At 72.3% G+C, this 12024-nt stretch carries 10 protein-coding genes and 1 pseudogene; 5 read left to right on the forward strand and 6 right to left on the reverse strand.

Going from position 1 to position 12024, the window contains the following annotated elements:
• Positions 1-134: 134 nt before the first annotated feature.
• Positions 135-761: pseudogene (locus tag ACJA3G_RS17070) on the reverse strand (TetR/AcrR family transcriptional regulator); the annotation flags it as partial.
• 91 nt (positions 762-852) lie between these two features.
• Between ACJA3G_RS17070 and ACJA3G_RS17075 the strand changes: the two are divergent.
• The 3 genes from ACJA3G_RS17075 to ACJA3G_RS17085 all read left to right on the forward strand — a co-directional run bounded on the left by ACJA3G_RS17075 (position 853) and on the right by ACJA3G_RS17085 (position 3044).
• Positions 853-2004, forward strand: a complete 1152-nt coding sequence (locus ACJA3G_RS17075; protein ID WP_406553851.1) for an acyl-CoA dehydrogenase family protein — start codon at positions 853-855, stop codon at positions 2002-2004.
• 59 nt (positions 2005-2063) lie between these two features.
• Positions 2064-2351: a YiaA/YiaB family inner membrane protein gene (locus ACJA3G_RS17080; protein WP_358836023.1), complete on the forward strand. Its 288-nt coding sequence runs from the start codon at positions 2064-2066 to the stop codon at positions 2349-2351.
• Positions 2352-2414: 63 nt separating this feature from the next.
• Positions 2415-3044 carry a TetR/AcrR family transcriptional regulator gene (locus tag ACJA3G_RS17085; RefSeq protein ID WP_406553852.1) on the forward strand — a complete coding sequence of 210 codons (630 nt, stop codon included), beginning with the start codon at positions 2415-2417 and terminating at the stop codon, positions 3042-3044.
• Positions 3045-3046: 2 nt separating this feature from the next.
• Here the strand turns inward: ACJA3G_RS17085 and ACJA3G_RS17090 are convergent, their stop codons facing one another.
• Positions 3047-3508, reverse strand: coding sequence for a MaoC family dehydratase (locus ACJA3G_RS17090; protein ID WP_406553853.1), 462 nt, complete (start codon positions 3506-3508; stop codon positions 3047-3049).
• A 128-nt stretch (positions 3509-3636) separates the two neighbouring features.
• Between ACJA3G_RS17090 and soxR the strand changes: the two genes are divergently transcribed.
• Positions 3637-4152, forward strand: a complete 516-nt coding sequence (gene soxR / locus ACJA3G_RS17095; protein WP_406553854.1) for a redox-sensitive transcriptional activator SoxR — start codon at positions 3637-3639, stop codon at positions 4150-4152.
• 102 nt (positions 4153-4254) lie between these two features.
• Here soxR and ACJA3G_RS17100 read toward each other — a convergent pair whose 3' ends face one another.
• A complete protein-coding gene (locus tag ACJA3G_RS17100) occupies positions 4255-4866 on the reverse strand; it encodes a hypothetical protein (RefSeq protein ID WP_406553855.1) in 612 nt (203 codons plus the stop codon).
• A 283-nt stretch (positions 4867-5149) separates the two neighbouring features.
• Here ACJA3G_RS17100 and ACJA3G_RS17105 point away from each other — a divergent pair, with 283 nt between their 5' ends.
• On the forward strand, positions 5150-7927 hold the full coding sequence (locus ACJA3G_RS17105; RefSeq protein ID WP_406553856.1) for a penicillin acylase family protein: 2778 nt from the start codon (positions 5150-5152) through the stop codon (positions 7925-7927).
• A 72-nt stretch (positions 7928-7999) separates the two neighbouring features.
• On the opposite strand, the gene ACJA3G_RS17110 is transcribed toward ACJA3G_RS17105, so the two are convergent.
• The 3 genes from ACJA3G_RS17110 to ACJA3G_RS17120 form a co-directional block, all read right to left on the reverse strand.
• Positions 8000-9319 carry a serine-threonine protein kinase gene (locus tag ACJA3G_RS17110; protein WP_406553857.1) on the reverse strand — a complete coding sequence of 440 codons (1320 nt, stop codon included), beginning with the start codon at positions 9317-9319 and terminating at the stop codon, positions 8000-8002.
• 130 nt (positions 9320-9449) lie between these two features.
• Complete coding sequence (locus ACJA3G_RS17115; protein ID WP_406553858.1) at positions 9450-10775, reverse strand: erythromycin esterase family protein; 1326 nt, start codon at positions 10773-10775, stop codon at positions 9450-9452.
• Positions 10776-10854: 79 nt separating this feature from the next.
• On the reverse strand, positions 10855-12024 hold a 1170-nt coding region (locus ACJA3G_RS17120), incomplete at its 5' end, for an exo-beta-N-acetylmuramidase NamZ domain-containing protein (RefSeq protein ID WP_406553859.1).

The following is a 12024-nucleotide window of genomic DNA, read 5'->3' on the forward strand; positions in this document are numbered from 1 at the left end:
CCCAGGCGGCGGCGTGGGGAGTGACCTCGCGGGCGACGAAGTCCTCGGCTAGCCGCCGCACCGCGGCCTGCTCCTCGCTCAGCTCCAGGTTCATACCGCTCGCACCCCAGGTAGTCCGGGCGGCCGGGCAGGGCGTCGTACTGCGTCTGGAGGCCGTCCAGCAGGGCGCGCAGCCCGGTCCCGAAGGCGCCCTCGTCGATCTCCTCCTGGCGCTCGGCCAGCAGATGGGCCTGGCCCAGGTGGGGGTAGTCGGCCGGGTCGTACGCGCTCTCGTCGGCCACGAAACCGCGGGCGAAGGAGCCCAGGGCCGAGCCCATGACGAAGTAGCGCATCAGCGCGCCGATGCGGGTGGCCTGGGCGGGCGGCCAGCCCGCCGCGACCATCCCGCCGAAGACCGCGTCCGCGAGCCGCAGACCCGCCGGGCGGCGGCCGGGCCCCTGGGCGAGCACAGGGACGATATGGGGGTGGCGGGTGAGGACCGCGCGGTAGGAGACGGCCCAGTCGTGCAGCGCGGTGCGCCAGTCCCGGCCGTCGTCCGCCTCGAACATCGACAGGTCGACCTGGGCCGAGGTCGCGTCCGCCACCGCCTCCAGGATCTCGTCCTTGGTACGGAAGTGGTTGTAGAGGGAGGGGCCGCTCACCCCCAGCTCGGCGGCGAGGCGGCGGGTGGAGACGGCCGCGAGCCCTTCGGCGTCCACGAGCGCGCTCGCCGCCGCGACGATGCGGTCGTGGCTGAGGAGGGGCTTGCGCGGTCGGGCCATGCGGCACATAGTAGGCCTGCGCGCAGAAAACTAGCAGTGGTAATTAAATGGTGGCCGACCGGCCGCCCGGACTACCTGGGGTGCGAGCGGTATGAACCTGGAGCTGAGCGAGGAGCAGGCCGCGGTGCGGCGGCTAGCCGAGGACTTCGTCGCCCGCGAGGTCACTCCCCACGCCGCCGCCTGGGACCGCGCCGAGAACGTCGACCGGTCGATCGTGAAGAAGCTCGGCGCGCTGGGGTTCCTCGGGCTCACCCTCCCCGAGGAGTACGGCGGCTCGGGCGGAGACCACCTGGCGTACTGCCTGGTCACCGAGGAGCTCGGGCGCGGCGACTCCTCGGTGCGCGGCATCGTCTCCGTCTCGCTCGGCCTGGTCGCCAAGACCCTCGCCCACTGGGGCAGCGAGGAGCAGAAGCGCGCCTGGCTGCCCCGGCTGGCCTCCGGCGAGGCGCTGGGCTGCTTCGGGCTGACCGAGCCCGGGACCGGCTCGGACGCCGGGAACCTGGCGACCCGCGCGGTCCGCGACGGCGGCGACTACGTGATCAACGGCTCCAAGATGTTCATCACCAACGGCACCTGGGCCGATGTGGTGCTGCTCTTCGCCCGCACCAACGACACCCCCGGCCACCGCGGGGTCTCCGCCTTCCTGGTGCCGACCGACACCCCCGGCCTGAGCCGGCGCCCCATCCACGGCAAGCTCGGTCTGCGCGGCCAGGCGACCGCGGAGGTGGTCCTCCAGGACGTCCGGCTGCCCGCGGACGCGCTGCTCGGACCGGAGGGCAAGGGATTCTCGATCGCCATGTCCGCGCTGGCCAAGGGGCGGATGTCGGTGGCGGCGGGCTGTGTCGGCATCGCCCGCGCGGCGCTGGACGCGGCGGTCGCGTACGCGGGCCAGCGCGAGCAGTTCGGCCGGTCCATCGCCCACTACCAGCTGGTGCAGGAGCTGATCAGCGACATCTCGGTGGACGTGGACGCGGCCCGGCTGCTGACCTGGCGGGTCGCCGATCTCATCGACCGGGGCGAGGAGTTCGCCACCGCCGCCTCCAAGGCCAAGCTCTTCGCCTCCGAGGCCGCCGTGCGCGCGGCCAACAACGCCCTCCAGGTGTACGGCGGTTACGGCTACATCGACGAGTACCCCGTCGGCAAGCTGCTGCGCGACGCGCGCGTGATGACGCTGTACGAGGGCACCAGCCAGATCCAGAAGCTGATCATCGGCCGCGCGGAGACGGGCGTCTCGGCCTTCTGAGTACGTCCTGAGTACGGGAGCGGATGTGGCCCCGGACACATCCGCCGCATGCTGGGCCCATGAGTGAGACACCGGTCAAACAGCAGAACACGGCCGCGTACTACGGACAGGCCGTCGCGTCCTTCGCCCTCGCCCTCGGGGCCACGGCCATCGGCATCACCCGGCTCCACGCCGACGCCTGGGTGCGCGGTTTCCTGGGTATCGCCGTCCTCTACCTGGTCACCTCCGCCTTCACGCTCGCCAAGGTGGTCCGCGACCGCCAGGAGGCCGGGCAGATCGTCAGCCGGGTCGACCAGGCCCGCCTGGAGAAGCTGCTCGCCGAGCACGACCCGTTCCAGAAGCTGTAGCGCTCGCTCTAAGCGCTTGCTCACCTTCGGGGTATGGTGTTCGTCCGAAGGAAGGGGCAGGCGATGGGTGCGGCTGAGGAGATGGCGGTCGGCGAGGACAGGGCGTGGGGCGAGGTCACGCCCGAGGCCGCCCGGAGGCTGCTCGTCGCCGCCGTGGAGGCCTTCGCGGAGCGCGGCTACCACGCCACGACGACCCGGGACATCGCGGGCCGCGCCGGAATGAGCCCGGCGGCGCTCTACATCCACTACAAGACCAAGGAAGAGCTGCTCCACCGGATCAGCCGGATCGGCCACGACAAGGCCCTGGAGATCCTGGAGACGGCGGCGGACGCCGGGGGCACCGCCACCGAACGCCTCGCGGACGCCGTGCGCTCCTTCGTCCGGTGGCACGCCGGGCACCACATGACGGCCCGGGTGGTCCAGTACGAACTCGACGCGCTCGGCGATGAGCACCGCACCGAGATCGTGGGACTGCGCCGGCGCAGCGACGCGGCCGTGCGGCGCATCCTCAACGAGGGTGTGGCGACGGGCGAGTTCGACGTGCCGGACGTGCCCGGCACCACCCTCGCGGTCCTGTCGCTCTGCATCGACGTGGCCCGCTGGTTCAACGTGGACGGGCGCCGCACGCCCGACGAGGTCGGCGCGCTCTACGCCGGCCTCGTCCTGCGGATGGTCGGGGCGCGGGGCGCGTAGCGTCAGAAGAAGTACCGCGACACCGACTCCGCCACGCACACCGGCTTCTCGCCGCCCTCGCGCTCGACGGTGACCTTCGCGGTGACCTGCACCCCGCCGCCCGCCTCCACCACGTCGGTGAGCACCGCGGTGGCCCGCAGCCGTGAGCCGACCAGGACCGGGGCGGGGAAACGCACCTTCTCGGTGCCGTAGTTGATGCCCATCCGCATGCCCTCGACGCGCAGCACCTGCGGTACGAGCGCGGGCAGCAGCGAGAGCGTCAGATAGCCGTGGGCGATGGTCGTCCCGAACGGCCCGGCCGCCGCCCGCTCCGGGTCGACGTGGATCCACTGGTGGTCCCCGGTGGCGTCGGCGAACAGGTCGATGCGGCGCTGGTCGATCTCCAGCCAGTCGCTGTACCCGAGCGGCTCGCCCACTCCGGCCTTCAGCTCGTCGGCGGAGGTGAAGATCCTCGGCTCTGCCATGCCCGGTTCCTGCCTCTCTCGCATGATTCGGCTGCCTTTGCGCCTGAGCTGTCCAAGCGCTTGCTCAGCATGCTGGGGGCGGTGCCCGCTGTCAACGGTGATCCCACCCTCGCAGTAGGGTTCGAGGAGTGCCGCAGATTCCAGAGAAGGTCCATGAGCTCACGGTCGGTCAACTCTCCGCCCGTAGCGGGGCCGCCGTGTCCGCTCTGCACTTCTACGAGTCCAAGGGTCTGATCAGCAGCCGCCGCACCTCGGGCAACCAGCGCCGCTACAGCCGTGACGTGCTGCGCCGGGTCGCCTTCGTCCGGGCCGCCCAGCGCGTCGGCATCCCGCTCGCCACCATCCGGGACGCCCTCGCCGAACTCCCCGAGGAGCGCACCCCCACCCGCGAGGACTGGGCGCGGCTCTCCGAGACCTGGCGCTCCGAACTCGACGAGCGCATCACCCAGCTCAACCGGCTGCGCAACCACCTCACCGACTGCATCGGCTGCGGCTGCCTGTCGCTGGAGACCTGTGTCCTGTCCAACCCGGACGACATCTCCGGCGAGCGCCTCACCGGCTCGCGGCTGCTGCCCGAGCGCAGGAAGCAGCAGCGGACCGCGCCCGCGCCCGCGACCGGCACCGCTTCGTGCGAGACCTGTTAGCCGTACGGGACCGGTCGGCGGTGAGCGGCCGGAGGGCGGACCCGCCCGGACGACGCGGGGGCGGCACGGGGCGGCCCCCGGCCGCGCCCGCCCCCGCGTGTCTCAGGCCACCGACGCCAGTTCGCGGTGCCGGACCGCCTTGGCCCGCACCAGCGCCTCGGCGGTCAGCACCGGCTGGGGCACCAGGATGCCGCAGCCGGTGCAGACCGGCCCGCACCACGGGTCGTGGGCCAGATCGCGCTGCCACACCAGCCGCTGCCCGTCGCAGACCGGGCAGGCGGAGCCCGGCACCGCCCGCAGGGCCGCGATGATCCGGCGGAGCACCTCGGCCAGCGGCTGCGCCGGGTGCACCGACGGGTCCTCGCACCAGGCCACCCCGAAACCGCCCCAGGTGCGCCGGTGCCAGTCGTCGAAGGAGCCCGGGATCCGCAGACCGGCGTGCTTCTCGCGTTTCCTGCGGGCCGCGAACTCCGCCTCGTACCGGAGCCAGACGGCCCGCGCCGCCTCCAGCTCGTCGAGCGCGGCCACCAGCCGCGCCGGATCCGGGGCCCGGTCCTCGGGCCCGATGCGATGCCTGTCGCACAAGTGGTCCCAGGTCGCCCGGTGTCCATAGGGGGCGAACCGCTCAAGGCACTTGCGCAGCGAGTACCGGCGCAGTGCGAGATCGTTTCCTGGGTCGCGGACTTGTCTCGCAAGGCTGCGGAAACCGGCCATGGCCCTGCCACCTCCGTCGCTCGTGTATCGGCGAATGTTCGGCGTCGAGGAATGGACGTACGGCTACCCGATCCGGCTCCATCGAAAATCGGATGGGCCCCATCAGACGGTGCTGACCGGAATCCGTCGCACGCCCCCCGGAGTGCTCCGGGCGCCCCACCCCGTCGCGCTGTGCGGATTCCGGGGAGGTCACGCACGTTCGGGAAAGGTGACGTGTGTTCATCTTCCCTCCTGCGGTACCCCTCAGTAACCTCCGCCGCATCGGTCCTCCCAAGGAGCACGCATGCGACGACCCACCGCACGGCTCAGAACCGCCACCGCCGCCACCGTGATCGCCCTCTCGGCGGCTCTCCTCGCCCCCCTCGGCCAGGCCGGCGCCGCCGAACCCCCCAACGGCGACTACTGCCTCGGGCAGTGCGGCGACATCCTGCCGCCCGGCGAGAACGGCAACGCCACCCTCGTCGAGATCCTCGGCAACAAGGCCTTCGGCACCCATCCCGCGCACAGCGACGACCAGCTCGGCAAGTACGACGCGCTGGTGGCCGGCCAGTCCTCGCTCACCGACGACAAGCTCAACTCCTTCTTCAACGACGCCTCCTTCGGGGTGCCCGGCGCCCAGGTGGCCTCCACCAGCTCACCGCGCCCCGACGTCACCATCACCCGGGACAAGGCCACCGGCGTCCCGCACATCAAGGGCACCACCCGCTACGGAACCGAGTACGGCGCCGGGTACGCGGCCGGCCAGGACCGGCTCTGGCTGATGGACCTGTTCCGCCACATCGGGCGCGGCGAGCTCACCTCGTTCGCGGGCGGCGCGCTCGCCAACCAGGGCCTGGAGCAGGAGTTCTGGCCGCAGGCCCCGTACACCGAGGCCGACCTCCAGGCGCAGGTCGACCGGATCCGCACCACCAACGGCCCGCGCGGCGAACAGGCGATGGCCGACGCGCAGGCGTACGTGGACGGCATCAACGCCTACGCCAAGCAGTCCAAGGACGGCCGGTACTTCCCCGGCGAGTACGTCCTCACCGGCAAGATCGACGCCATCACCAACATCGGTGAGATCCAGCCGTTCAAGCTCACCGATCTGATCGCGCTGGCCTCCGTCGTCGGCGGGCTCTTCGGCGGCGGCGGTGGCGGCGAGGTGCAGGCCGCGCTCTCGCTCCAGGCCGCCCAGGCCAGGTACGGCGTCGTCGAGGGCACCAAGGTGTGGGAGTCCTTCCGCGAGCGCAACGACCCCGAGGCCGTCCTTACCGTCCACGACGGCACCAGCTTCCCGTACGCGACGAAGCCCGCGAACCCGCAGGGCACCGCCATGCCCGACCCCGGCACGGTCGTCCCCGAACAGCTCGTCTACGACCGCACCGGCTCGGCCGTCACCGGGGCCAGGGCCGATGTGCGCGTCCCCGAGCGGCTGAAGCCGCTCAAGGGGATCTTCAACAACGGCGCCGTGCCGGGCTTCGACATCGGCAAGCCGCGCGGGATGTCCAACGCGCTCCTCGTCTCCGGCAGCCGCACCGCGAGCGGCAACCCGGTCGCCGTCTTCGGCCCGCAGACCGGCTACTTCGCGCCCCAGCTGCTGATGCTCCAGGAGATCCAGGGACCCGGCATCAGCGCCCGGGGCGCCTCCTTCGCCGGCGTCGGCATGTACGTCCAGCTCGGCCGGGGCCAGGACTACGCCTGGTCGGCCACCTCCGCCGGACAGGACATCACCGACACCTACGCCGTCGAGCTCTGCCAGGACGACACCCACTACCTCTACCGGGGCGTGTGCACCCCGATGGAGAAGCTGGAGAAGGCCAACGCCTGGAAGCCGACCACCGCCGACAACACGGCCGCCGGGTCGTACCGGATGCAGGTGTGGCGCACCGACTACGGCATCGTCACCGCCCGCGCCAAGGTCGGCGGCAAGCAGGTCGCGTACACCTCGCTGCGCTCGACCTACCGTCACGACGCCGACTCGATCATCGGCTTCCAGATGTTCAACGACCCGGGCTTCGTCAAGGACGCGGCCACCTTCCAGCAGGCCGCCCAGCACGTCGACTACGCCTTCAACTGGTTCTACGCGGACTCCCGCACCGCCGCCTACTACAACAGCGGCAAGAACCCGGTGCGCAACCCCGCCGTCGACCCCTCGCTGCCGATAGCCGCCGACCGCGCCTACGAGTGGCAGGGCTACGACCCCACGTACAACACCGCCGACTACACCCCGCCCGCCCAGCACCCGCAGTCGGCCGGGCAGGACTACTACATCTCCTGGAACAACAAGCAGGCCAAGGAGTACACCTCCGCCGGGTTCGGCAACGGCTCGGTGCACCGGGGCAACCTCCTCGACGACCGCGTCAGGGCCCTGGTCGCCCAGGGCGGTGTCACCCGTTCCGCGCTCACCCGGGCCATGGCCCAGGCCGCCGTCACCGACCTCCGGGGCGAGGACGTGCTGCCCGAGCTGCTGAAGGTCATCCGCAGCGCCCCCGTCACCGATCCCCAACTGGCCACCGCCGTCCAGCAACTGGAGTCGTGGAAGGCGGACGGCTCCCAGCGCAGGGAGACCGCGCAGGGCTCACGCGTCTACACCCACCCCGACGCGGTGCGGCTGATGGACGCCTGGTGGCCGCTGATGATCGAGGCCGAGTTCCGGCCGGGGCTCGGGGACGGGCTGTACGCGGCGCTCACCTCGGTCCAGTCCGTCGACGAGGCCCCCTCGGCCGGACACGGCCCGACCGGGGCGCACGCCGGGTCCTCGTTCCAGAGCGGCTGGTGGAGCTACGCGGACAAGGATCTGCGGACGCTGCTGGGCGAGCCCGTGCAGGGGCCGCTGGCCCGTACGTACTGCGGCGACGGGAAGCTCTCCGCCTGCCGTGACGCCCTGCTCACCACGTTGAAGCAGGCCGCGGCGAAGACGCCGGCCCAGGTGTATCCCGGTGACGCGGGATGCGCGGCCGGGGACCAGTGGTGTGCCGATTCGATCGTCCAGCGCCCGCTGGGCGGGATCGGCCACACCGCGGTCAACTGGCAGAACCGGCCCACGTACCAGCAGGTGGTGGAGTTCGCCTCGCACCGCTGAGCGCCGACGCGCGGCGTGGTCCCGCCGGCCGCCGGGCCGGTGGGACCGGTCGCGCCCGCGCGGCGGCACGCTCTAGCGGGCGCGGCCGATCCGGCCCGCGGCCAGCACCACCCGGGCCAGCTCCGGGTGGCAGATGTCCGAGTGGGCGCCCGCCGGGGGGCCGCCCGCCCGGACCACCGACTCCGCGTTCACGCTCACGCAGCCCGAGTCGGGCACCCCGTGGCGCAGGACCTCCGCGAGGGTGAGTTCGGTGCAGGGGGCCACCGACTGGATGCCGTCGTGCCCGATCGCCCACCAGCGGCGGTCGAGCTCCAGCAGGCCCTGGTAGTCCCCGGCCAGCTTGGACGCCAGCGGGTAGATCACCCCGAGCGCGGTGTCGAAGCGCGAGTAGCAGGAGACCACCGGGCCGTCGACGCGCCGCTGGAGGGCCGCCAGCGCGCCCGACCCGTCGAGCCCGGACGGCAGCCGCTCCGCGAACGCGTAGTGCGAGAAGGCCCCTTCGAGCAGGGTCACCGACTTGACGTTGCGCACCCCCGGCGCCATCCCCTTGAGCGCGAAGGCGACCAGCCGCCCGCCCTGGCTGTGGCCGACCAGATGCACCCGCATCGCCGGTCTGGCCCGGGCCAGCTCCCCGAGCAGCGGTCCGAGACCGAGCTGTCCCACCTTCCCCGCGCGGCGCTTCATCTCGTAGTACGTGGTCTGGCGCAGCACCTCCTTGGCGCCGTCCCACAGGTGCTTGAGCGAGCGGCCCAGCGAGAACGGGGTGCCGGGCGGGTCCGGTTCGACGCGCATTCCGGTGTCGCGCAGGGCGAGCGCGAACCGCCCGAACAGCCCGAGCGGGTCGTCGGTGAGGAGCACCGCGCCGCCGCCCGCGTGGTCCACCGTGTCGGCCGCGAAGCCGGGCGGTTCTCCCTCGTCCGCCACCAGCCGGCGGGTCAGCAGGCCGAAGCGGCGCAGTGCCTCCTCGTCGTCCGGGCGCTCGTCGAGCAGCCCGGCCAGCTCCGCCACGGTCGTCTCGTGCCCGGGGAAGGCCCTTCTGAGGGCGTCCACGGTCGCCGGGTCCAGGCCCGCGCACGCCTCGGTGGCCAGGGCGGTGTGCGGGAAGTCGGGAATGTCCTCGTCGGCGAAGCGGATGGAGGGCCAGACGATGCCCGCGTATCCCAGCCGCACCCCGGCCGCGGCCGGGCCCGCCTCGGCCAGCAGGGCGGGGAAGGGGGCGAAGAAGCGGCGGTAGAGGTCGGTCGCGACCGACGGGGTGTTGTTCCAGCCGTGCGAGAACATCACCAGATCGGTGACGTCCAGCTCCGCGAGGGCCGTCCGGCCGGCCGGGGCGGCGTCGCCGTCCGCGTCGAAGGTGATCTCTCTGTACGGCTCGACTCCGATGTCCGCCATGGCGGGGCCCTCCGGTCCGTTCGCTGACGATGGGGCGTGGCTGGGGCCTCACATCGTCCCGCCGGAACCGGAGGGCGGGCCATACGCAGGACATCGCAGAACGGAAGCGAACGCGGGAGCGACCGGGAGGTCAGAGCCGGTGCGCCGCCGTCACCCGGTGCAGGTGCACCAGGACGTCGAAGGAGGGTCCGAGCCGGACCTGTTCCGGGTCCTGGGGCCAGGAGTTGCCGATGGACCGAGTCGGCCGGAAGGAGTTGAGCCACTCCTTCGCCGGGCCGGCGACCCGGCGCAGATCGAGGTAGTAGTCGCGCCGCGAGACCCGCTCCAGGACCTCCTCGTTGCTGCCCGGTCCGGGCGGTCCGACGGTGAACTCGCGGATCGGCTCGGCGGGGTCGTCCAGGTCGAGCGCGTTGAACGAGCCCTGACCGAAGGTGAACCCGATGTTCATGTACGCGGGGCCGACCAGCTCCCGGATGTAGGCGCCCTGGGCCTTCGGGTACTCATCGGTGAGCGTCGGGACGTACGCCACATGGCCGTTGTGCGCCGACAGCAGCATCCGGTGGCCGGTTTGGTGCTGCCACCACACCGTGTTCTCGGCCATCACCTGGTCGCGGTAGCGCCGGGACTCCTTGAGCTGGGCCGGGTCGAAGAAGTTGAAGGACCACAGGGTGCCGGTCTGGGCGATGGTGCGCGCGTACTGGAGGATCCAGGCGTGCTCGGCCCGGTCCGGGCCGGGGCTCCGGCCCCGCAGCAGGTCGTACGCCCGGCGCACGTCCCGCGCCTGCCGCGCGCGGTCGGCGAGCGGGCGCTTGATCATGGCGTCCATGGTGGCGCCGACGCCCGCGGTGGGCCGGGAGTCCTTGTAGAGGGCGGTGAGTTCGGGCAGCAGGTCGGGCCAGTACCGGGCGGTGTAGGCGCTCACCCGGTCGAAGAGCTCGGGGCCCGCGTACCCCATGTCGTCGCCCATGAACTGGACCTTGCGGGCGTGGTGCAGGTTGTAGCCGCGCATCCAGCGGATCAGGTCCAGGTACTCCCGGGTCTGCCACATCGCGTACGAGCCCTGGAACTCCTCGCGCGCGATCCGCTCGGGGTCGCCCTCGCCGCGCAGCACATAGGCGTTGATCCGCATCCCGGAGGACCAGGCCGTCTCCAGGGCGAAGGTGGTGAAGCCCTTCTCCTCGACGAGGTACTGGAACACGCGCCGCTTGGTCGCGAAGAACTCGTGCGAGTTGTGCGTCGCCTCGCCCAGGCCCACGATGTCCGCCCGGCCGACCATACGGCCGAGCGGCCGGAGGTCGTCGAGGGGCCGGGCCGAGCGCGCCAACTGCCGTTCGGGGGTGGCGGGTCCGGTGGCCCGTGCCGTCGGGACGGCCACGGTGAACAGGCCCAGGGTCAGGCCCAGCAGCAGGAGTAAGGCATGGCGGGACCGGTGGTGGGTGTCGTGGAACAGATGCATGGCCCCAGCCTGTCGGCGGGGCGGGGGCGGGCCCATCCCGCCAGCCACCGTCCCCGCCGGGGGTTTTCCCCCGGGCCGCTCACCGGTAGAGCAGATACTCCGCGCGCGTCGCCTTGAAGGCCGTGAGCCCGTCCTGCCAGGCGCCCACCACCTCGTCGGTGTCCGCGCCCGCGTCGATCAGGGTGCGCACGACCGCCGACCCGGTGAGCTTGTCGATCCAGTGGTCGGCCCGCCAGGCGAAATCGCTCCACACCTTCTTCGCCGTCACCAGGAGCGCCACCCCGGTGCGCACCGCGTCGTACGACAGCCGGTCGTGGACGTGGAGTTGCAGGCCGCCGACCGTCTTCCCCTGGAACTTGGAGAAGGCGGGCGTGAAGTACGCCTCCCGGAAGCGGACCCCGGGCAGGTCCAGGGCGTTGGCGGCGGCGGCCCAGCGCGCGTCGATCCCCTCGGCGCCGAGCAGTTCGAACGGCCGGGTGGTGCCGCGCCCCTCGGAGAGGTTGGTGCCCTCGAACACGCAGGTGCCCGCGTAGACGAGGGCCGTGTCGGGGGTGGGCATGTTGGGGCTCGGCGGCACCCACGGCAGCCCCGTGGAGTCGTAGAACTCCTCCCGCCGCCAGCCCGTCATCCCCACGGTCCGCACCCCCACGCGCCCGCCCAGGAACTCGGCGTCGAAGAGCCGGGCCAGTTCACCCACCGTCATCCCGTGCGCCTGCGCGATCGGCTCCCGCCCGACGAAGGTCGCGAACGCCCTGTCGAGCACGGGTCCGCTGGCCGCCCGGCCGGTCACCGGGTTCGGCCGGTCCAGGACCACGAACCGCTTCCCGGCGAGGGCGGCGGCCTCCATGCAGTCGTAGAGGGTCCAGATGTACGTGTAGAAGCGCGCCCCCACGTCCTGGATGTCGAAGACGACCGTGTCCACGCCCGAGGCGGTGAAGACGGCTGCGAGTGCCTGCCCGCTGACGCCGTACGTGTCGTACACCGGCAGTCCGGTGGCCGGGTCGTCGTGGCGCGCCTCGGAGCCGCCCGCCTGGGCCGTGCCCCGGAACCCGTGCTCGGGGCCGAACACCGCGACCAGGCCGGCGCGCGGGTCGGCGTGCATCACGTCCACGATGTGCCGGACGTCGGCCGTCACGCCGGTCGGGTTGGTGACCACGCCGACCCGGCGGCCCTCCAGCGCCCGGTACCCGTCGGCGGCCAGCCGGTCGAAGCCGGTCCGCACCGGGTGGGGGCGGTGGGCGGCCACGGC

The sequence above is a fragment of the Streptomyces sp. YS-3 genome, from assembly GCF_045257485.1.
Taxonomy (GTDB): Bacteria; Actinomycetota; Actinomycetes; order Streptomycetales; family Streptomycetaceae; genus Streptomyces.